At 50.5% G+C, this 20,843-nt stretch carries 20 protein-coding genes; 6 read left to right on the top strand and 14 right to left on the bottom strand.

The annotated features are described in order from the left end of the window. Positions 1 to 425 precede the first annotated feature (425 nt). Complete coding sequence (locus tag LMG33818_RS04820) at positions 426 to 1,127, top strand: response regulator (protein WP_442322237.1); 702 nt, start codon at positions 426 to 428, stop codon at positions 1,125 to 1,127. Positions 1,128 to 1,273: 146 nt separating this feature from the next. On the opposite strand, the gene LMG33818_RS04825 is transcribed toward LMG33818_RS04820, so the two are convergent. Further along, positions 1,274 to 1,702 carry an NUDIX domain-containing protein gene (locus LMG33818_RS04825; RefSeq protein ID WP_442322238.1) on the bottom strand — a complete coding sequence of 143 codons (429 nt, stop codon included), beginning with the start codon at positions 1,700 to 1,702 and terminating at the stop codon, positions 1,274 to 1,276. A 141-nt stretch (positions 1,703 to 1,843) separates the two neighbouring features. Here LMG33818_RS04825 and LMG33818_RS04830 point away from each other — a divergent pair, with 141 nt between their 5' ends. Together LMG33818_RS04830 and LMG33818_RS04835 are read left to right on the top strand one after the other, a co-directional pair. Then, the gene (locus LMG33818_RS04830) at positions 1,844 to 3,286 is read left to right on the top strand and encodes a peptide MFS transporter (protein WP_442322239.1); all 1,443 of its coding nucleotides are present in this window, start codon (positions 1,844 to 1,846) and stop codon (positions 3,284 to 3,286) included. Positions 3,287 to 3,644: 358 nt separating this feature from the next. Continuing rightward, positions 3,645 to 5,624: a S9 family peptidase gene (locus tag LMG33818_RS04835; RefSeq protein ID WP_442322240.1), complete on the top strand. Its 1,980-nt coding sequence runs from the start codon at positions 3,645 to 3,647 to the stop codon at positions 5,622 to 5,624. Positions 5,625 to 5,718: 94 nt separating this feature from the next. Here the strand turns inward: LMG33818_RS04835 and LMG33818_RS04840 are convergent, their stop codons facing one another. Then, on the bottom strand, positions 5,719 to 6,639 hold the full coding sequence (locus tag LMG33818_RS04840; RefSeq protein ID WP_442322241.1) for a LysR family transcriptional regulator: 921 nt from the start codon (positions 6,637 to 6,639) through the stop codon (positions 5,719 to 5,721). A 300-nt stretch (positions 6,640 to 6,939) separates the two neighbouring features. Here LMG33818_RS04840 and LMG33818_RS04845 point away from each other — a divergent pair, with 300 nt between their 5' ends. Next, positions 6,940 to 7,617, top strand: a complete 678-nt coding sequence (locus LMG33818_RS04845) for a uracil-DNA glycosylase family protein (RefSeq protein ID WP_442322242.1) — start codon at positions 6,940 to 6,942, stop codon at positions 7,615 to 7,617. 38 nt (positions 7,618 to 7,655) lie between these two features. Here LMG33818_RS04845 and LMG33818_RS04850 read toward each other — a convergent pair whose 3' ends face one another. Beyond that, positions 7,656 to 8,195, bottom strand: coding sequence for a DNA-3-methyladenine glycosylase I (locus LMG33818_RS04850; RefSeq protein ID WP_442322243.1), 540 nt, complete (start codon positions 8,193 to 8,195; stop codon positions 7,656 to 7,658). A 284-nt stretch (positions 8,196 to 8,479) separates the two neighbouring features. Between LMG33818_RS04850 and gloA the strand changes: the two genes are divergently transcribed. Beyond that, positions 8,480 to 8,920, top strand: coding sequence for a lactoylglutathione lyase (gene gloA, locus LMG33818_RS04855; RefSeq protein ID WP_442322244.1), 441 nt, complete (start codon positions 8,480 to 8,482; stop codon positions 8,918 to 8,920). A gap of 115 nt (positions 8,921 to 9,035) precedes the next feature. Beyond that, positions 9,036 to 10,316: an FAD-dependent monooxygenase gene (locus tag LMG33818_RS04860; protein ID WP_442322245.1), complete on the top strand. Its 1,281-nt coding sequence runs from the start codon at positions 9,036 to 9,038 to the stop codon at positions 10,314 to 10,316. Between the two features lie 121 nt (positions 10,317 to 10,437). Here the strand turns inward: LMG33818_RS04860 and tatC are convergent, their stop codons facing one another. From tatC to LMG33818_RS04915, 11 genes are all read right to left on the bottom strand, one after another. Beyond that, entirely contained in the window at positions 10,438 to 11,190 is a 753-nt protein-coding gene (gene tatC, locus LMG33818_RS04865) for a twin-arginine translocase subunit TatC (protein ID WP_442322592.1), read from the bottom strand. Positions 11,191 to 11,269: 79 nt separating this feature from the next. After that, complete coding sequence (tatB, locus tag LMG33818_RS04870; protein WP_442322246.1) at positions 11,270 to 11,833, bottom strand: Sec-independent protein translocase protein TatB; 564 nt, start codon at positions 11,831 to 11,833, stop codon at positions 11,270 to 11,272. Positions 11,834 to 11,911: 78 nt separating this feature from the next. Beyond that, entirely contained in the window at positions 11,912 to 12,145 is a 234-nt protein-coding gene (locus LMG33818_RS04875; protein ID WP_442322593.1) for a Sec-independent protein translocase subunit TatA, read from the bottom strand. A gap of 455 nt (positions 12,146 to 12,600) precedes the next feature. Further along, the gene (locus LMG33818_RS04880) at positions 12,601 to 12,954 is read right to left on the bottom strand and encodes a phosphoribosyl-ATP diphosphatase (RefSeq protein ID WP_442322247.1); all 354 of its coding nucleotides are present in this window, start codon (positions 12,952 to 12,954) and stop codon (positions 12,601 to 12,603) included. A gap of 115 nt (positions 12,955 to 13,069) precedes the next feature. Further along, a complete protein-coding gene (gene ubiB / locus LMG33818_RS04885; RefSeq protein ID WP_442322248.1) occupies positions 13,070 to 14,698 on the bottom strand; it encodes a ubiquinone biosynthesis regulatory protein kinase UbiB in 1,629 nt (542 codons plus the stop codon). Beyond that, on the bottom strand, positions 14,692 to 15,489 hold the full coding sequence (locus tag LMG33818_RS04890) for a ubiquinone biosynthesis accessory factor UbiJ (RefSeq protein ID WP_442322249.1): 798 nt from the start codon (positions 15,487 to 15,489) through the stop codon (positions 14,692 to 14,694). The genes ubiB and LMG33818_RS04890 overlap by 7 nt, the downstream gene beginning before the upstream one ends. Next, positions 15,486 to 16,256, bottom strand: coding sequence for a bifunctional demethylmenaquinone methyltransferase/2-methoxy-6-polyprenyl-1,4-benzoquinol methylase UbiE (gene ubiE / locus LMG33818_RS04895; protein ID WP_442322594.1), 771 nt, complete (start codon positions 16,254 to 16,256; stop codon positions 15,486 to 15,488). Before ubiE ends, LMG33818_RS04890 begins: the two co-directional genes overlap by 4 nt. Positions 16,257 to 16,441: 185 nt before the next feature. Beyond that, entirely contained in the window at positions 16,442 to 16,978 is a 537-nt protein-coding gene (locus LMG33818_RS04900) for a gamma-butyrobetaine hydroxylase family protein (protein WP_442322250.1), read from the bottom strand. A 349-nt stretch (positions 16,979 to 17,327) separates the two neighbouring features. Next, complete coding sequence (gene hslU, locus LMG33818_RS04905) at positions 17,328 to 18,647, bottom strand: ATP-dependent protease ATPase subunit HslU (RefSeq protein ID WP_442322251.1); 1,320 nt, start codon at positions 18,645 to 18,647, stop codon at positions 17,328 to 17,330. Between the two features lie 4 nt (positions 18,648 to 18,651). After that, positions 18,652 to 19,173, bottom strand: a complete 522-nt coding sequence (hslV, locus tag LMG33818_RS04910) for an ATP-dependent protease subunit HslV (RefSeq protein ID WP_442322252.1) — start codon at positions 19,171 to 19,173, stop codon at positions 18,652 to 18,654. 395 nt (positions 19,174 to 19,568) lie between these two features. After that, positions 19,569 to 20,351: a fructosamine kinase family protein gene (locus LMG33818_RS04915; protein ID WP_442322253.1), complete on the bottom strand. Its 783-nt coding sequence runs from the start codon at positions 20,349 to 20,351 to the stop codon at positions 19,569 to 19,571. Positions 20,352 to 20,843 lie beyond the last annotated feature (492 nt).

Genomic DNA, 20,843 nt, shown 5'->3' on the forward strand with positions numbered 1-20,843 from the left:
TATGTGCATGAGCAGAGGCCTTTCCTGTTTTGGGTCCAATGCTTACTGCCTGTCGCCTTACGTTATCCACATCCGGTTTCCACCAAGATAGAGACGTTATTCATTCACGACAAGTGGATAAAATGTGATTAACCTGTGTGAAACTCATGATATTGACGCAAGCAGGCGTAAAGTAAGGAGACAAAAGAGATAAAATAATAAGTATCAATATCGTTAAATAGATTGTTTTTTTCTATTGTGTGAGTGGTAGCCGGTCGGAAATAAGGACGAAAAGTGCGTATTTACTGATATTCCGAGGAATTCACTCTTTGTTTGCTAGTCAAATCGATGTATAACCTGTTTTGATGATACTGCCATGCATAATGGACACAGGTTCTTCAGGTAATGATAATATATGCAGACAGCCGTTCATTTGGGAGCATACTTTGGATAATCGCAACGACCACATCTTGATCGTCGAAGATGATGAGCGCCTTGCTACACTCACGCGTGAATACCTTGAAGGTAACGGCTTTCAGGTCAGCGTTGAGTCGAGTGGTGCCAATGCTGTAGAGCAGATCCTCTCACTGCGTCCTGATCTGGTTATTCTTGACCTAATGCTGCCGGGTGAAGATGGCCTTTCCATCTGCCGTAGAGTCCGCCCTCAGTATTCAGGGCCGATCCTGATGTTAACCGCACGTGCAGATGACATGGATCAGGTCCTCGGCCTCGAAATGGGGGCAGATGATTATGTCTCCAAGCCTGTACCGCCCAGAGTCCTGTTGGCCCGTATGCGCGCTTTGTTGCGTCGCTCGGAAGTGGTTGAAGGGGCGGGTTCGGATGAACGTCTTGAGTTTCGTGATCTGGTTATTGATGCAGGAACACGTGAAGCCTGGCTGGAAGCCGATCGTATCGATCTGACCAGTGCTGAATTCGATCTCTTGTGGTTCCTTGCTTCCAATGCCGGGCGTGTGCTGTCGCGTGAAGAAATTTTCTCCGCATTGCGTGGCATTCGTTATGACGGTCAGGACCGTTCCATTGATGTGCGTGTTTCACGCATACGTCCTAAAATCGGTGATGATCCACATCATCCTCAGCGGATTAAAACCGTCCGCAGCAAGGGGTATCTATTTGTACGTGACGCGTAACTTATTGATGCCAGGCCAATCGATTGTCTTTTTTTCCTAAAGGATAATCCGCGTTGCCATACCCTTTGCTGATCGCCCTTCGGTTGTGATGACTGAAGGGCGTTTTTGTATTCTGTTGGTCGCAGGGGGCGGCTACAACACTTTTGTTATCCCCTCAAGAAAGAGAGTAGCCCTTGCGGGTATAGTGCTTTTTCTCCGCGGATAAAACTATCCAGTGAGCACCATTGCGCTTGAAATGGGGTGCCATCGTCCTCCACAGCATGAAGGATATCCCGTTCATACAGGGCCTTTTCATCAAATGTGATGTCGATGACCGAACAAAATTCATGTCCCTGCACGCCATTGAACTCGAAAATGTTTTCGAGGGTATGCCATTCCCCCTCAAGGGTGATCATGGCAGAGAATTCTTCCATAAACTCCCTTTTGATCGCTGTTTCACGACATTCGCCAAACTCAATGGTCCCCCCGGGAGGGCGAGCGCCCATGCTTCCATCGGCGGGGTCATCAATGGGTACCAGTAACAATTCATTACCCCGCCAGGCCAGGCCGAGCACCTTGTGCTTGATAATAGGCATTTATGCTCCTCAATGTTCTCTTGGCCTACGTCGAATAAGCCCCTTCAGGATTTGATGATACACTTCACGCACTCTATTCAAATAGACTTGGTATCATTCTAAACCATCGTTATAAACAATCCGTGTGTATGAGGTTACCGTTTGAACTCCTCCTCCAATAGCTCGTTTCTGGGACATCCCCGTGCATTATTGACGCTCTGCAGCATCGAAATATGGGAACGTTTTTCCTTTTATGGTATGCAGGGCATTCTTCTTATCTACATGTACTATTCGGTCGCACATGGCGGATTAGGGATAGACCAAACACTGGCATTGGGGCTGATGGGGGCATATAGCAGTAGTGTGTACCTATCGACGATCCTGGGTGCGTGGTGTGCCGACCGCGTGCTTGGTAATGAACGTACGCTGTTCTACTCCGGTTGTACGGTCATGTGTGGGCACATTGTCCTCGCATTGGTATCAGGTGTCTTTGGCCTGACTATTGGACTTGTGTTGATTGCGTTGGGAAGTGGCGGAGTGAAGTCGACGACCAGCTCAATCCTTGGGGCACTCTACAGCGAAGATAAATCACGCAGGGATGCCGGCTTTTCTATTTATTATCTTGGCGTCAATTTGGGAGGGCTTATCGGCCCCGCACTCACCGGTATTCTACAATCGGATCTCGGTTTTCATTATGGATTCGGGTTGGCCGCGATCGGTATGGCCTGTGGTTTGTTTATCTATGCCAGAGGGCGTAAACAGATTCCCCAAAGCGAGTGGCGTCCCAGTCATGCTTTATCGCCCAAAGAACGCGGGCTTTACGCACTGGGTGGGGCGGTGGCCATTATTGTGGTTGCTCTTCTGCTTGTGTCCGGTGGCATTAATGCGAGTAACCTCGATACTGTCTTTTTTGGTATCATTGCCTTTGCTTCAGTGGCCTATTTTGCCGGGATTCTCTTATCGCCTTCGGTGACCGGAGTAGAGCGTAAACAAGTGCTGATTTTCATTCCTATCTTTATTGCCAGTAGCTTTTTCTTCGCGCTTTATTTTCAGTTCTATACCGCTATCACTGTGTTGTTCGATCAACATGTGGATCGTATGGTGATGGGATGGGAGGTACCCGTTGCCTGGCTCAGCTCAGCAGAATCACTTTTCATTATTATTCTTTCCGTTGTCTTCGCGTGGCTATGGACACGTTTGGGGCATCGTCAGCCAAGCTCAACCATCAAGTTTGTAATAGCGCTTGTCATCCTTGCTATCAGCTACGCAGGCTATATTCCTTTTGTGGGTACAGGGCATCCTGTTCCGTTGTGGGTCCCTGTAGCAATGGTGTTTATCTTTGCCTGTGCTGAAATGTGCATTTCTCCGATAGGACTCTCTCTGTCGACCAAACTGGCTCCCAAAGCCTTTCAAACGCAGATGGTGGCTCTGTTCATGCTCTCGCTTGCTTTGGGCTTCGCTATGGGGGGGCGGTTGGGTCAGTATTACACTGAAAGTCATGCGGTTTTGTACTTTTCCTCACTGGTGATGATCGGGTTGGTTACGGCACTTGTCCTGCTATGTTTCTTTCCAATGATCAAACGATTGGCGCCGGGAGATTATTAGGGAAGAAGTGCCAATGAATGGGGTGTTTGGCTGGAAAGAGGTATGTACTTAAGGGCAACATGTACATAAAGGAACGATTAGGACGGAAAAAACACTAGCCCCGTATTTATGCTTCGATTCGGTGAATTTTTCCTATTCGATGAATTTTTCTTTAAGAAAGAGATCTGATATATCATTACATCAGACATAAGCAGGTGGAAGGCAAGTGTATTGCAATCAGAAATGATGCATATCCGGTAATACAACGTTTCCTAGTCCTCTTTTGGATAACGAAAGGGGTGACGCAGATGCGACGACAACAAAAATTCAACGCTGAAACTCTCTAAAGGTGAAACTCTCTAAAGGAAGGTGGACAGGCATGGCTGAAACATTGAATGACACCCCATTGATCCCACGTGATGTACTCTTTGGTAACCCTGAGCGTATCAATGTGTCTATCAGTCCTGATGGTGAAAATCTCGCATGGGTTGCGCCCTTGGAGGGCGTCCTGAATATCTGGGTTGCACCGGTCGGAAAACTGGAAGAAGCTCGAGCGGTCACAAAAGATACCGGACGTGGTATTAACAGCTATTTCTGGAGCTTACTCCCCGGAACGCTACTCTATATGCGTGATACAGGGGGGGATGAGAATTTTCACCTTTTCGCGCTTAATTTAAGCTCCGGTGAATCCCGTGATCTAACCCCCTTCGAAAACACCACGGCGGGTGTGACGACAGTGAGTCGAGAGCAACCGGATAAAGTGGCCATTGCGATGAATGATCGCGATCCCAGCTGGCATGATTTGTACGTTGTTGATCTGCACAGCGGTGAGCGTACGTTACTGGCGCGTAATGAAGAACAGATCGCCGGTTACATGACGGATGATAATTTCAATCTGTTGTATGCCATGCGCTCGTTACCGGATGGTAGTAGTGAAATCCTGCGTTACGATGGGGATAAATGGGCAACCTACGATACCATTCCCTTCGAAGATGTTTTGAATACCGCGCCCGGGTGGCTCACGGCAGATGGTTCAGTGCTTTACTTCTGGGAGTCACGAGGCCGCAATACCACCGCGCTTTATGCTATCGATGTTGAAACGCAGGAAAAAACACTGGTTCAGGAAGATTCACGCGCAGATGTCAGTGGCTTTTTGATTGATCCCCAGACCAAACGTGTGCAGGCAACGTCGGTCAATTACCTGAGAACGGAATGGCAGGTACTTGATGAACGTATTCAGCCGGATATTGATTTACTGAACGAACAAATTGAAGGCGATATCGACATCGTTGCACGTACTTTCAACGATGATATATGGGTGGTCCGCTCCGTTAGCGCTAACCGTGTGGGCGTTTTTTACCTTTACCATCGACACGATCGGGAAATTACACGCCTTTTCTCAGTGCAATCAGCACTGGAAGACAAACCCCTGGTGCCCCTTTGGCCGCTTGAGATTACTTCTCGCGATGGGCTGACGCTGGTGAGTTATCTGACGCTGCCTGCCTATGCGGACCCGAAGGAGACCGGGCGTCCTTCTGGCCCCGTTCCTTTGGTGCTACTGGTGCATGGTGGGCCCTGGGCACGTGATTCCTACGGTTTTAACGGGGCCCATCAATGGCTTGCCAACCGCGGTTATGCGGTGCTTTCGGTCAATTATCGAGGCTCTACAGGTTTCGGCAAGGATTTCCTTAATGCGGCGGACCATCAGTGGTCCCGTAAAATGCATGAAGACCTGATTGATGCGGTAGAGTGGGCGATTGAGGAAAACGTTACAACCCGAGATCAAGTGGCTATCATGGGCGGCAGTTATGGGGGCTATGCAACACTGGTCGGGTTGACGTTCACGCCTGATGTATTTGTATGTGGTGTGGATATCGTGGGGCCATCCAATCTGGAAACGTTGTTTGCCACGATTCCTCCCTACTGGCAGACCTTCTATGAACAAATGGTGCGTCGTATTGGTGATCCACGCACGGAAGAGGGGCGTGAATTCCTGGCATCCTGCTCGCCTATCACGCGCGTGAATGCTATCAAACGGCCGCTCTTGATCGGTCAGGGGGCGAACGATCCCCGCGTGAAGCAGGCCGAGAGTGACCAGATTGTAGCGGCAATGAAAAAACACTCGATACCTGTCACATATGTGCTGTATCCGGATGAAGGGCACGGCTTTGCACGCCCCGAAAACGACAAGGCGTTTTTTGCCATTACAGAAAACTTCCTTGTTGAACATCTGCATGGCAGGGCTGAACCGATCGGAGATGATCTGAAAGGCTCCAGTACCCAGGTACTGGAAGGTGCGCAGGATGTATCCGGTTTGGAGACGGCCTTGGCGACACACGAATCAGTGGAACGCACCTGATCGATGAATGGCAAGGATGTATAGGTGAGCCGGTTGCTTCTGTGAAGTCTCATTTGACAGAAGCATCGGCACGCTCATCATGGATATAGAGGCTTTAAAGTGCTGGGGGAACGATACCATCCAGCACTTTGGAACTGGTTTCGCGTGCCATATCAAGAAAAGCACGCATCCAGTCCAATGCTTCCTGTTCACTTCGAATTGCAGCATATAGAGTGCTCCAGACCCCATTTTCACCCAGCTGTACCGCTTTCACGTAATCCCTTTCAAGATATTCCGACAGGGCCCAATTGGGCAATGCCGAAACCCCACGACCACTGGCTACCAATTGCATCATCATCATGGTCAATTCTGCGGTACGTACCTCTTGAGGGTAAACGCCAGCAGGAGTCAGGAAGAGAGTGAAAATATCCAGCCGTGCATGTTCTACCGGATAGATAATCAACGTCTGATCACGCAAGTCTTCGGGTACGACCCATTTCTTACTGGTAAAAGGGTGATCCCGGGCAATCGCCAACAGGCTTTGGAATCCAAACAAGGGGACATACGTAATCCCCTCAATAGGGCGCGGGTCTGCCGTAATGACTAGATCCAGTTGTTCACGTTTCAGGTTATTTAGCGGCTCAAAAACGTTACTCCCCAAAATATCAATTTCAACGTCGGGGGCGACATGGCGGAATTCATCAATGGTAGGCATTAACCACTGAAAACAGCTATGGCATTCGATCGCCATATGGAGACGCGCATTGCGTTTGGCGGCCATTCGCTCAATATCACGTTCAGCCAGTTTGACCTGTGGCAGAATTTGATCCGCCAGAGCCAAAAGGCGTTGCCCGCTGGACGTGAATTGGACAGGGCGTGTTTTACGCAGAAACAGAGCCTCTTCCAAACGCCCTTCAAGCTCCTTTATCTGGTGCGAAAGAGCTGATTGGGTCAAATGGACACGCTCTGCAGCTTCCACCAATGAACCTGTGTCACGCAGGGCAACCAATGTACGGAGATGACGAAGTTCCAGCATGAGTAATATCGCTCGAGTCTCGGAAATGCCTAAGCAGCAGAAGAGGGCACTGCTTGATCTGTGATTGTTTTCTTACGGCATGATGCGTTTTACTTTACTGGATGTTGAGGCAAGTTGCATCCGGCAGATCGTGCATCAGGTGTTGGTTTTAGTCTAACCGCGGTGGTACGGGAGGCAATGCACGTTTAATTTGGTGAAGGTTTTACGTCCCTAAGAGCGTCCTGGAAACACAACACTCCTCACGGGAACCCAGTAATACAGGAACGTGGAACGCAGTGGGTAAAACAGGAGGAAGTTTAGTTGAACAAAAAATCAGCCATTTTCGATCAGATGCGAGCGCTGGCCGCTGACTTGAATCAACTCGATGTAGAAACGTACACACGCTTTGATCGAGACCCTTTAACCCCGATTGTGGGGTTGGGAGATAAAAATGCACCCATTGCTTTCTTTGGGCGTGATCCCGGCAAGGACGAAGTAAGACTGGCGGCTCCCTTTGTGGGCGCGGGAGGCAAGCTTATTCGTCATGCTTTGCAACGCGCGTTGGGGATGCCCGAATCTTCGACTACCGAAGCGCTATTGAACGCTGGTAAAGAGTGCTTTTATATCAATACCGTGCCTTATAAACCGATCGATAATAAAGCGTGGCCCATGGTGGTAAAGCGTCAATTTCAGCCGCTGATAGCGTCATTACTGGTGTCGCAATGGAATGGGCGAGAGATCATTACGTTGGGGAAAGAAGCTCTTTTATGGTTCGGGATCAATGCGGACAAAGCTCAGCGCGAAGCCTTGCGTGACTTCTGGGCAAGCAAGGATTGTTTTGAATCTTCGATTGAGGTTGATGTATTGGGTAAGTCATACCATGTCTCCCCCTTACCGCACCCTTCGCCCTTGAATCGCCGCTGGTACAGCCAATTTCCCGCGTTGTTGGACTATCGACTTGAAGTCCTCGACTTCGCCCATCGGGTGGCGAAAAAGTGATGGCATGGTGCTTCCTTACAGCGGTAGGGCATCTGATGTCATGATTCGCTATACCAAGCAGGTTGTTGCTTCATTACTCTTGAATAGACGGGGCAATCCTCACTATGCGCCCCGGGCAAGTACCCGGTACTCATCAAAAATTCGTTAACGATCTCAGGTCCGGTGAACTTGAAGGTTTTCTTGAAGAGTTTGACCCATTCAGGGAGCTCTCTGGGATGATGCGCATCCAGCCATCCTTTGAAGCTGCCGTGTGATTTCTTGAGGTGTAGAATTACATTGGCATTGTGAATAACGGCATCTACCTTCAAGCGATTACGGATAATAGCGGCGTTCGTGAGTAGCTGATGGCATTTGATGTCATCATACTGCGCTACTTTTTCGATGGAGAAGTGATCAAATGCTTCCTGAAAGGCCGCGCGCTTCTTCAAGATAGTGAGCCATGATAGCCCTGCCTGATTGATTTCCAGTACCAGCCGCTCAAATAGTATATCGTCGCTTTCAACCGGGAACCCGTACTCGCTATCGTGGTACGGGCCGTGAAAAGGGTGTCCGGGTGAATGCTCGCAATAGGTATACATGCAGGATTCTCCGAAGAAAGGGTAGGGTGAATAGGGTATAATGGGAAACGTTGCTCTGTACACATAATGAGCGTAGGTCAGCTATGCAACGTTGAGAGAATTCTCATTATGGGCAGACACCGGGGAAATAACGTTTCACTGCTCATCGTCTTACAGTGAACAGTATGTATAGTGTTAGGTATGTATAGTGTTAGGTTTATAACACCGCAACCAACACCGATTTCACATGGTCTTGAGTGTAAAGCAAGAGATTACCCATCCATAAGCATAATCAGGAGCGTCAAATGCGTTATCTACATACCATGGTACGTATCAGTGATATCGATGCCTCACTTCATTTTTACTGTGATTTGTTGGGACTGAAGGAAGTTCGTCGCAAGGAGAACGAAAAAGGCCGTTTTACGCTGATTTTCCTTGCTGCACCTGAAGATACAGACAGCTCCGAGGCTGTACAGGCGCCTGAGCTGGAACTCACCTATAACTGGGACCCGGAAGAGTATCAGGGTGGCCGCAACTTTGGGCATCTGGCGTATCGTGTCGATGATATTTATGCTCTCTGTCAGAAATTCATGGATGCTGGCGTGACCATCAACCGTCCGCCCCGTGATGGACATATGGCCTTTGTTAAATCACCTGATGGTATCTCGTTCGAGCTGCTGCAAAAAGGTGAACCCAAAGCACCTGCCGAGCCCTGGGCTTCGATGGAAAATACAGGCTCCTGGTAAGCAATATTGCCTGTCGCTGAGATATCGCTGATTCGCGTTACCGTGCAAATTCTTACTGAAACCATGGTGCCCTCCGCAGTAGCAACAATGAGTACATCCTATACGAGGACATGTCATGCAACATGATCATTTGAACGCTCCTGCCGTGGTAGAAGCCATTGCCGACAATGTCTTCGACCTAATCGTTGTCGGAATGGGGAGTGTCGGCCTCACGACGGCATTGTCTGCGGCACAGGGAGGTTTGCGTGTTGGTGTGGTTGATCCACAGTCCTTTGAACAGCTGCGTGGTGGGCATTTCGATGGTCGTGATGTGGCGATTTCAAGTGCCAGCATGCGTTGGTTGTCATCACTGGGTGTCGTGCAAGGCTTGGCACCCGATGAACAATCGCTTATTCGTGGGGCCTGGGTGCTTGATTCGGCCACGGAAGAGCGCGTTGCGCTGAAGCCTGCGCCGCAGGAAGAGGGCATTGGTGCCTTTGTACCTGAATATCGCCTTCGTCAGGAAGCATTGAAGGTGCTGGAGCAGCATCCTTCGGTTGAATTTTTCACCGAAGATAAAGTGGCATCGCTGCTTCATCTGACTGATCGAACAGAGCTTGCTCTGGAGAGTGGTCAGCATATTCAGGCGAGGGTGGTGGCGGCAGTCGATGGCCGTCGCTCCCCGCTTCGTCGTGAGCTGGGCATTGGTGTAACACAGCATGATTATGCGATGACTATGGTCTGTTGTCGGGTAAACCATACAATTGATCAGCAAGGGTGGACTTCACAACGTTTTGTTTCGGGTGGCTGCATGGCGGTACTGCCTTTGTCAGCGCAATTGTCCTCGTTGGCATTGATGATGCCGCATGCGGAAGCTGAGCGGGTCAATGCGCTGGGTGAAGAAGCCTTTTCGGATTGGTTGCAGCTTCAGCTTGGGGAAACTCTGGGCGAGCTATCACTGGCTTCGCGCCGTGTCAGTGTCCCTCTCTCGAGCCATTATGCAGATCATATGCATCGCCGTCGGGCTGTTTTACTGGGGGATGCGGCAGTGGGCATGCTACCCATTACGGCCCATGGGCTTAACCTTGGATTGATTGGTGGGCGTTCTTTAGTGGCTGAATTGCTTGCAGCTCGGGGTGCTGGCGAAGACATCGGTAGTGAGGCGGTCTTGAAACGTTTTTCATTACGTGCACACGCCACTGCCAAGCCTCTCTATATGGCAACGGATCGGATTTGCCGACTCTTTCAGCGTGAAGACCCGTTCTCCCTTCAGGCGCGGCGCATGTTACTGCAAAGTTCAGGCCCATTTGGACAGTTGATTGGGATGAATTGTGAGCAGGATGATCCCCGGCAAGTGCCCTGGATAGGTGTACTCCGCGACCTTCCGAGAACGCTATTAACTAAATGGATGGCGTAAAAGCTATCGAATCGAGTGGTTGTATTCGCCATTAACACGATGATCGTAAAAAGGATGACCCAATGGGCCATCCTTTTTTGTTGTCTCGTGTTTCTTTTTGAATCATGTGTTTCTTAAGTGCTTATTCTTTCTCAGCGCCTGATTCTTCATCGACATCATCTTCCGCTTCTGAACGCCCACCACGGTTACGCTTGACCAATCTTCCTGCCAGTAACCCTATTTCGAACAAAGCCCACATGGGAACGGCCAGCAGTGTCTGGGACATGACATCCGGTGGTGTCAGAAGCATGGCAATGATGAAGCACCCGACGATGACGTAGCCGCGTTTGGCAGCCAATGTTTTGACCGATACGGCACCGGTCAGAATCAGCAAGAAGGTCGCGATAGGAATCTCGAAGGTTAATCCAAAGGCGATAAACAGCTTCATCACAAAAGAGAGATAAGCATTGATATCGGTCATGACACGCACCCCTATTGGGGCTGTATGTGTGAAAAACTTGAACATCAATGGGAAGACGAGGTAGTAGGCAAAGGCTACACCACAGTAAAACAGCACCACACTCGAGGCCAGTAGAGGCAACGCCAGGCGTTTCTCGGAACGATACAAGCCCGGCGCAACAAATGCCCATACCTGATACAGCACATAGGGAATGGCAATGAAGAAAGCAACGATCAACGTCAGTTTTAAAGGTACCAGAAAGGGGGAGGTAACCTCGGTGGCAATCATTTGCGAGTGTTGCGGCATGATTGACATCAGCGGGTGGGCTGCGAACTCATAAATCCGGTTCGAAAAAGGGTACAGGCATAGAAATACCACCAGTACAGCGATAATGGCTTTCATCAGGCGTGAACGGAGCTCGATCAGGTGCTCCATTAAAGGCGCCTGTTCCTGAGCTTCCTCTTCTTCACGATGAGGGTCCTGTTGATGCTTTGAATCGGATGGCTCTGACACGTTATTCTTTCCGCAATGGTTGCTGCTCTGAGTCCCCGGCCCGTAGGGTCGGAGTCAGCTCTTCAATAGGCGCATGGAGGACATGACGTGCGATTACCGGCCGTTGCGAAGGGCGCGGCGGCGGTGACGGTGCGGCACGGACCTCTGGAGGAGCCGGCGGTGGTGTAAACCGGCGCTCAGTGTGAACGGAAGGTTCTGTCGGCGTTTTTGGCGCTGACGATAGATCGACATCGGCAGTGGGGGACGCAGGTTGCTCTGCTGGATGCTGTAGACCGGTATCGACTTTTTTCAGGGAATCCCGGATGTCACGGTCCGACTGGTTGATTGACTGACGTAATCGTGACAGACCGATATCCAGCTTGCTCTGGGTATCCTTGAGTTCTTTCCGTAGTTCTTCAGCCTCAAATTGCGCTGTGACTTCGTTCTGGAGATCCGTCATTGTCCGACGGATTTTGCCGATCCACATGCCTGCGGTTCGTGCCGCACCGGGCAGTTTGTCTGGCCCAAGGACCAACAGCGCAATGGCACCAATGACCAGCAGTTCACCAAAACTGAAATTGAACATGATGTTTTACTTCCATGCCATGACTTCTATGTTATAACTTCTATGTCATAACATTCTAATGTCATGACTTCGGGGCCATCACTTCTGAGTCGTTTCGTGCTCTTTTTCGTGAGCAGATTGTCCCTCGATGGGCGGATTCTGATGTTCGACGGATGATTTGTTTTCCGTTCCTTCGTCATTCACGGACTTCTTGAAACTATTGACGGCACTACCGAGGTCTCCGCCCAGATTACGCAGTTTCTTGGTACCAAAGATCAAAATGATCACGCCCAAGACAATAAGAAGTTTCCAGATACTAAAACCTTCCATGATGATTCTCCTGTATATCCGTGGAGTTGGCAGTGATAGGGTACCGATACTCCAGCGGCCAATCTCAAATAAAATGATCTATCAAATAAGCGATATGCAATGCCATTCAGCGTTGGGCAACATGCGCTATTAGGGCCATGCCTTACCTGACAGGGCTATCCCTTGCCTGAACCCGACTGATCTGGCTTGTCAAAGTATTGAGCCTTTAATGAGTAGCCGTCCCAAATCAGTGTGACGAAAGAGCTATTCTTCACGTATTACATTCGATCCTGATGGGCATTAAACGTTCCATCAGAGTGCAAATGTCTTTTTAAGACTATCATAATAAAACTCGAATGCGCTGGCGAGCAATCATTGAGCCCATGATACTACCAATCCCACCCTTGGCACAGTTAGGGGAGGGGTTGGGCCCACCTGAAATTACAACAACAGTTTCCCAAGAGAGGGTGCAGAAAAGCTCAGGACTTGTGTGTGCGAGATGCTTTCTCTTCAAGACCTGATTGGGAAAAACGGCGTTCGAGCTCTTTCAGAATGTCCTCATGGCTAATATTCAGGTGTGACAAAGCCACCAGCATGTGAAACCAGACATCTGCGCCTTCCTTGACGAGATCCAGCCTTGTAGAGGCCGAGCCAGCGTTTTCACCTTGCTGAAACTCTTTGGCTGCGAGCAAAAACTCGGTGGATTCTTCACCCACTTTTTCCAGAATCTTGTTAAGACCTTTATGGTGCAGGCTCGCTACATAGGATTCGGATGGATCTTTTTGGCGACGATCCTCAAGTGTTTGGGCGAGTTGTTCAAGTGTATCGTTCATGATGCCATTCCAATTGATTGCGGTTCCCAAAGGCCTATGTGTCGGAAACGCTGTTAATGCCTGTTAAATGCGTTGTTTGCTGTTGCTTGCTAAAATTTCCATCTAAAAAGCGTCATCAACGCCACAGAATCAACAGAATACCAATAACCCCGGCACTGACCAACGGCCACGGCTGGTGCATGACCCAATGCGAAAGCGGTTGCCAGAAAATGGCCAGTATCAGCAGCAAAACACCGATAGTCAGACGATGTGAAAAGCGGCGTGTGCGCTTCAGCCCTTTTTCAAAAGTGCGTAATGCTTCCGTGTTTTGTGACCGCTGACGTTCCTCACGTTCATAACGGCGCATGACCTGATGTGCCAACACGGGTAGCTCCGGCAGACTATAGGAAAGATCGGGCGCTTGACGTTTGAGGGAATCCCAGAAACCTTTGGGCCCCGCGCGCTCTTTCATCCACTTTTCAAGGAAGGGCTTGGCAGTGTGCCAAAGATCCAGGTCGGGATAGAGTGTTCGACCGAGCCCTTCGATATTCAGCAGCGTTTTTTGCAACAATACCAACTGTGGCTGGACTTCCATATGAAAACGTTGTGCTGTCTGGAAAAGGCCTAACAGGGCCTGCCCGAAGGAGATATCCTTCAACGGTTTTTCCAACAGGGGTTCGCATACTGCACGGACTGCCGCCGCAAATTCATTGGCTCGTGTCCCTTCACCGACCCAGCCGGATTCGATATGAAGTACTGCAACTTCATAATAGTCCTGACGGAAGAAGGCGAGGATATTACGGGCGAGATAGTCCTGATCTTCGCGGGTCAGGCTGCCCACAATGCCACAGTCGATCGCGATATAACTGGGATTGCCCGGGTCTTCAATCGAAACAAAGATATTCCCCGGATGCATGTCTGCGTGGAAAAAATTGTCTCGAAAAACCTGTGTGAAGAAAATTTCGACACCGCGTTCAGCCAGTGCTTTCAGATCTACACCCGCATCCCGCAGCAGATCGACTTCTGCCACAGGGATGCCGTAAATACGCTCTTGCACCATAACGCGGCGGCGCGTCATTGGCCAGTAGATAGCAGGTACATAGAGGGCATCGGAATTCTTGAAATTGCGTTTCAGCTGTGAAGTATTGGCCGCTTCCTTGGTGAGGTCGAGCTCGTCGAAGAGGGTGGACTGATAGTCGTCCACCACCTCTACCGGATGAAGGCGGCGCAGGTCGGGCACAATCATCAGCACTAGGGCGATGGTGTGCATCAAGGCCATGTCACTCCGCATGATCCGGTCGATATCGGGTCGGATGATTTTGACAACGACTTCCTGCCCATCATGCAGTGTCGCGGCATGAACCTGTGCGATCGAGGCGGAGGCCATGGGGTGCGCCGAAAAATGGATGAAGAGATTGTCGACGGAGTCACCCAGTTCGGCTTCGACAATCCGGCGTGCCACTTCACCGGGAAACGGCGTGACCTGATCCTGCAAGCGACGTAGTTCCAATGCGATATCAGACGGCAATAAATCACGTCGCGTCGATAGCATCTGCCCAAATTTGACGTAAATGGGCCCAAGCGTCTCCAGTGCCATGCGTAAACGGGCACCCCGCGGTGCTTCTCCCTTCGGGAAAATCCATATCGGGATCAGGCGAAAGGCAATACGTGCCAGCGGTGGCAAGCGATCCATCGGTACCAGGCTATCAAGACGATAACGAGCGATCACCCACAGGATGCGAATAAGACGCCAGAACTTTAGCAATCGTTGTCTCCCGTCTGGTGGTCACCTTCACTGGTAGACGTTGGGGAGTTGGCTGGCCCGGTAGAGGGAGATTCATTCCCGGCAGGCGCCTTGTTCTGGAGCGCTATCCCCAGCCTGGCACTGAGCTGCCGTTGAATCCGCTCAATGCGCGCTTCTGCGCGATCTGTGCTGATTTGCAGGCGGGTCAGCTCCTCACGTGCGAGTGCGAGTTGATCACGCCCTGCCAAAAAGCGGGCCTCTTCGAAGGCATACTCCTGCAAATCGGCTTTCAGTTGTTGCGTAGTACGGATACCGAAGGCATTGAAGCGCTTGATGCCATTAGCGAGCGTATGTGAAGGCGTGCTTCCGATATAGCGGGCCAGTGCCTCTTCCCAGTCTACATCAACATCCATTAGCAGGGTACGCAGCTGTTCCAGCAGGTGGATATCCCCACGTACTGCCAATCGACCATCAAACATCAGTTGTTCGGTCGAGCGACCCGCCGCCAGCTCACATAACGTATCGATGCCCAGCTCAACAATAGCATCTGCATCACTTTCAGCCGCATCGTGCAATTGGTGCAGGCTGATACCATCCTGTTGAATGGTAATCAGCGTTAGCAGATCAGGGTTTTCGAAACGCAGCAATAAACGTTTGTTGGCCATACGGGCCAGCCGTGAAGGGGCAGCGGGATCACGCGCAAGCAGACGATTAATGGTTGTTTCGATACCGGCAAGAAACAGAGAGGCAAACAGTTGCATGGGCGACTCGGAAACCGATTCGGCCTGCCTTTCGTTACACTGTACCGTCAAAGCTTGACTCCACGATGAAGCGCAACGATACCGCCAGTCATGTTTGTGTATTCCACTCGATCAAGCCCGGCTTCTTCCATCATTGCCTTCAGCGTTTCCTGATCCGGGTGCATACGGATGGATTCCGCCAGATAACGGTAGGAATCGGCATCATTGGCTACCAGCTGCCCTACACGGGGAAGTACCTGGAAGGAGTACTGGTCATAGACTTTCTCCAGCACGCTATTGGTCGGTTTGGAAAACTCAAGTACCAGCAGACGTCCACCGGGCTTGAGTACACGCGTCATGGAGCGCAGTGCTTTGTCCTTGTCGGTGACATTACGTAGGCCGAAAGCGATGGTAATGCAGTCAAAGGTGTTGTCATCAAAGGGGAGTGCCTCGGCATTGGCCTGCACATATTCGACTTCATGACCAATACCGGCATCAATCAGCTTGTCACGACCGACATTCAGCATGGAGGCATTGATATCCGCCAATACCACTTTGCCGGAATCGCCCACGCGTTTGACGAACTGACGAGTGAGGTCACCCGTACCGCCCGCAATATCAAGTACTTTGTTGCCTTTACGCACGCCTGAACGTTCCAGGGTAATGCGTTTCCATAAACGATGGATGCCAAAGGACATCAGGTCATTCATGACGTCGTAGCGTTTCGCCACCGAATGAAAAACATCGGCAACCCGGCCCGCTTTCTCTTCGACGGGCACATCCTGAAAGCCGAAATGGGTAGTACGCTTATCCATGTCCTTCCTCTTGTTCTGCTGAATATGGCCTGCTGCCGGACTTGCCGCGCAAAGCAACCCATCACAAATGTGGTGGTGTGCCGATTGTGGCACCTCATGTGGCAGAGTGTAGCGCTCTCGCGTCTGATTGTCTTTGTTCTCTATGCTTTTTTATCGGTGTTTTGCTCTATTGCTCAAGAAGCAAACACACATTGTTTACTTTTCAATCATCATAACTGTTTGATGAGAATGCTGGCGCCTTCACGCGATGCACCGGCGTTTTCCAATTCCTTCAAATAATGTGTCCACCAGACGGAACGGTGCCGAGCCAATTCATACAGATAGGCCCAACTGTATAATCCGCTATTGTGTCCATCATCAAAGACAAACTTGAGTGCGTAATTGCCGACCGCCTGGATATCCAGTAATCCTACCTCTTTCTTACCGGTTTGAAGCACCGCCTGATCAGGACTATGACCACGTACTTCTGCCGAAGGGGAGAACACGCGCAGTAATTCGACGCTGACGCGGTAACCCACCTCATGATCATCGGAGGCCTCATGGACATGAGGCTGAGAGCGATCAGTCGTAGAAGTGGAATCGGCAGACACATCGTTGTTTGCTGGGCTATCTGATGCGGGGATGTCCGTTCGTGCATAAACCAGCTCGACCTCTTTCTTCTTCTGGTGATAATGCACATGTATGGGGACGGGGGCGGGTGGCGTTGTCTGGGTATCAAAACGCTCTCTGGGATCATCTGTTTTCATGGCATCTTCCACCCATTGGAGAGGACATTGGAGGAGGGCAGCTGAATGTATGCGAGCACGCAGTGGCAAGCTGGCAATCAGTTAGGCACGCTTTCAGCTTTTAATTCATTCATATTATAAAAGAATAGCCCTCCCCGAAAAAGCCATGAAGGCGTATCAGGAAAGGCTAATTGATAATGAAGTATGCTCTCGCATACAGGATGTACAACTGTCTATTGATTCTCTTTCAACGCATCACTTCTGGCATATTTCATGAACCGCCGCCTTTGGCTAACCACATCTTTACTAAATATGGCGGCATAGGCGGCTGGCCATACCAGGCAACTGTCCAACAGACGTTGATTAAACGTTACAGAATATAGCGAGACAAATCTTCGTCGCGTGCCAATTCTCCCAGTTTTTCATCGACATAGCGGGCATCGATGGTTTGGGTCTCCAGCGCATCACCCTCGAAAAGAGCCTCTTCCAGCAATCTTTCCATCACGGTGTGCAAACGACGTGCCCCGATATTTTCGGTGCCTTCGTTGACCTGATAGGCAATTTCAGCAATACGCTTGATACCATCATCGGTAAAGTTGATATCAAGATGCTCGGTGCCCAGCAATGCCTTGTATTGACTGGTGAGAGACGCAGAGGGTTCGGTCAGGATACGCTCAAAGTCATGCGGCGTGAGAGCACTTAGTTCAACACGAATGGGCAAACGCCCTTGTAATTCAGGAATCAGGTCAGAGGGTTTTGCCAGATGGAAAGCGCCGGAGGCAATGAACAGAATATGATCTGTCTTGACCATGCCATACTTGGTTGAAACGGTCGAGCCTTCAATCAATGGCAGGAGATCACGCTGAACCCCTTCACGGGAGACATCCGTGCTACTGCCTTCGCTACGTTTGGCGACCTTGTCGATCTCATCAATAAAGACGATACCGTTTTGCTCAACAGCTTCAATGGCACGTGCTTTCAGGTCATCTTCATTGACCAGTTTGGCCGCTTCATCATCTACCAGCTGACGGCGGGCATCCTTGACCGTCATCTTGCGCGTTTCGGTCTGCTGCTTGTTCATGTTGGCAAACATGTTCTGCAACTGACCCGCCATCTCTTCCATGCCCGGGGGTGTCATGATCTCCATGCTCTGGCCCTGCGCAGCGACGTCGATTTCTATTTCTTTATCATCGAGCTCGCCTTCACGCAGTTTCTTGCGGAATACCTGACGTGTGGCGTTATCGCTGCTGTGGCTCTCCTGTTCCTTGCCACGTGCGGGGCGTAAAAGGGCATCCAGAATGCGTTCTTCAGCCTGATCTTCGGCCTTGTCCTTCACCTCATCCTTGGCTTGTTCACGGACGAGTTTAAATGCCACTTCGATCAGATCACGGATGATAGAGTCTACATCGCGGCCGACATAGCCCACTTCGGTGAATTTGGTTGCTTCGATCTTGAGGAAAGGTGCACCTGCCAGTTTCGCCAGTCGGCGTGCAATTTCCGTTTTACCCACCCCGGTAGGGCCAATCATCAGGATGTTTTTCGGCGTGACTTCAGCGCGTAGCTCTTCATCGAGCTGCATGCGACGCCATCTGTTGCGCAATGCAATAGCCACGGCACGTTTGGCTTCGGCCTGGCCTATAATATGTTGATCAAGCGCATTGACGATTTCGCGTGGTGTCATCTGTGCCATGGGATTAGTCCAGTGTCTCAAGTACGATGTTATGGTTGGTGAATACACAGATATCCGCTGCAATATTCAGGCTTTTCTTAGTGATTTCCTCAGCAGAGAGCTCGGTATTTTCGAGTAGGGCCCGTGCTGCGGCATTAGCATAGTGTCCACCCGAACCGATCGTAATAATGCCATGCTCCGGTTCAAGCACATCGCCAGTACCGGTAATGATCAATGATGCAGTGCGGTCTGCAACAGCAAGCATGGCTTCCAGTTTGCGCAAAGCTCTATCTGTACGCCACTCCTTGGCGAGTTCGACAGCGGCACGGGTGAGGTTGCCGGAGTTTTTCTCCAGTTGAGCCTCGAAGCGTTCAAATAGTGTGAAGGCATCCGCAGTACCGCCTGCAAACCCGGCCAATACCTGCCCTTTGTGGAAACGACGGATTTTGGTGGCATTGCCTTTCATGACAGTATTGCCGAGGGATACCTGCCCATCACCAGCCAATGACACTTGGCCATTTCGACGCACGGATACAATTGTGGTCATGTTGATCTCTCTTCAATTCGCTTACGTCCTGATCATGCTTTGAATATCATCATTACCCTGGATTTTCCGGGATCGGTGAGTGTGTATTGCCGGAGGTCTTGATCTCGGCGATACACCTGCTTCCCAGTGGGCATCATGATGCATGGCATGTCATCAGGGGTGAGTGTTTGATTAACGTTGGACCCCGTGTGCGGATGTACGGCACACAATGCAGAACGATCTGGTTGAGTCGCTTCCTGAACCACGATATTCAGGAAACATGTGCTTCCACGGACTGCATGAATGAGTTACATCAGGCCCCATACCGCTACCGGCATGTGTCACAGTCACTACATGTGGGCAGTAATGGGGCAAATCAAGGGGGAGATAGGTAGAGGAGAAGTGTAAATAGCGAATTAACCGGCAAATCGCTGAGCGACACGCACTGCTTGTTGTACGTAGGAGGCCCCGAAGAGGACTCCGTGAACGAGTAACGGGTAGATCTGGTGGAGAGGAAGTCGTTGCTGCCAATCTGCTTCCAACTGGGCGCTCTTCGCATAGTGGGAAAAGATGGTATCGATATAGGGTGCCGAAAAGAGCGCCAGCATAGCCAGATCATCAAGGGGATGACCACCGCAGGCGGCGGGGTCAATCAGGACTACATCGTTCTGGCTCCATAACAGGTTGCCGCTCCACAGGTCACCATGCAGGCGAGCAGGCCGATGTGTGTCATCAAAATCTCCGCTCTTCAGGCGAATGATCAGGCGCTCGAAAATATCGTGCTGTTGTGAAGTGAGTCCCTGGTGTTCCAGCATGTCTACATAAGGTGCTATACGGGCATCAGCGAAATATGTGCCCCATTGGTTCCATTCTCCATAAGGCATTGGCAATGCATCTCCCGTAGGGCCAATGAAGCCGTTATCACCCGGTGCCTCGGGCGGTTTACTACCGAAATAATCTGCGCCGGCCTTGTGCGTACGATGGAGTGCTTCACCCAATGCACTGGCGTTGGCCAGAGTGGGGGAGACAGATGTAATTTTTTCAATCGAGAGATGGTCTTCCCCCACCTCCATCACCCTCGCAACCCGTGCACCCCTTGCTGCTTCAAGCCATTTCAGCCCCGCGGCTTCCGTTGGGAAGAAATGAGCAGACACCTGTGTGCTACGTTTTGTGAAAGGGGCGGTGTGTGAAGAAGGCATACTTTTACTCCTGCTGGAACCCTGCTGGCAACCATGTATGTTAAGTCATTAACCCTAGCAGAGTGTTCGCCACTCAGCGAATGTCGCTGAAAGGGATGGGGAAGAGCACCTGACTGCAGATGCATGTGAAGTGTCTGCGGACAGGCAAATATCAAGGGCACATCCGTAAAGGAAGCGTGCCTCCGATAGGCAGTCGTGAAAAACGTATTTGAAAAATACGGTCACATTGAGAAAGCACGCACGGAGAAGAATTTATAAACTCTGACACGCCCACGTGTTCAAGCCCGGAACGCAATACCTGCAAATCAATGAGAACCGTGAATGTTGGCGTAGCAATACGTCTGGAATGCGCTGGTATTTGACAACACCATCAGATAGAACAAGGGAGGTTTTCGAGGGATAGGAACTGTTTTAAAAGCAGGCACTGTTTTAAAAATAGAAAGGCTAAAAGAACAAGCACATGGCTTGATGAGACGAGCAACATTTGCCCAC

This window comes from Cernens ardua, from assembly GCF_051251085.1.
GTDB classification, from domain to species: domain Bacteria; phylum Pseudomonadota; class Gammaproteobacteria; order Pseudomonadales; family Halomonadaceae; genus Cernens; species Cernens ardua.

Excerpts from the sequence above, each read along its gene's own strand:
- LMG33818_RS04825 (WP_442322238.1), bottom strand. The coding sequence starts at position 1,702 with ATGCCTATTATCAAGCACAAGGTGCTCGGCCTGGCCTGGCGGGGTAAT.
- LMG33818_RS04835 (WP_442322240.1), top strand. The coding sequence starts at position 3,645 with ATGGCTGAAACATTGAATGACACCCCATTGATCCCACGTGATGTACTC.
- LMG33818_RS04840 (WP_442322241.1), bottom strand. The coding sequence starts at position 6,639 with ATGCTGGAACTTCGTCATCTCCGTACATTGGTTGCCCTGCGTGACACA.
- LMG33818_RS04850 (WP_442322243.1), bottom strand. The coding sequence starts at position 8,195 with ATGTATACCTATTGCGAGCATTCACCCGGACACCCTTTTCACGGCCCG.
- gloA (WP_442322244.1), top strand. The coding sequence starts at position 8,480 with ATGCGTTATCTACATACCATGGTACGTATCAGTGATATCGATGCCTCA.
- LMG33818_RS04860 (WP_442322245.1), top strand. The coding sequence starts at position 9,036 with ATGCAACATGATCATTTGAACGCTCCTGCCGTGGTAGAAGCCATTGCC.
- tatC (WP_442322592.1), bottom strand. The coding sequence starts at position 11,190 with ATGGAGCACCTGATCGAGCTCCGTTCACGCCTGATGAAAGCCATTATC.
- tatB (WP_442322246.1), bottom strand. The coding sequence starts at position 11,833 with ATGTTCAATTTCAGTTTTGGTGAACTGCTGGTCATTGGTGCCATTGCG.
- LMG33818_RS04880 (WP_442322247.1), bottom strand. The coding sequence starts at position 12,954 with ATGAACGATACACTTGAACAACTCGCCCAAACACTTGAGGATCGTCGC.
- LMG33818_RS04900 (WP_442322250.1), bottom strand. The coding sequence starts at position 16,978 with ATGAAAACAGATGATCCCAGAGAGCGTTTTGATACCCAGACAACGCCA.
- hslU (WP_442322251.1), bottom strand. The coding sequence starts at position 18,647 with ATGGCACAGATGACACCACGCGAAATCGTCAATGCGCTTGATCAACAT.
- hslV (WP_442322252.1), bottom strand. The coding sequence starts at position 19,173 with ATGACCACAATTGTATCCGTGCGTCGAAATGGCCAAGTGTCATTGGCT.
- LMG33818_RS04915 (WP_442322253.1), bottom strand. The coding sequence starts at position 20,351 with ATGCCTTCTTCACACACCGCCCCTTTCACAAAACGTAGCACACAGGTG.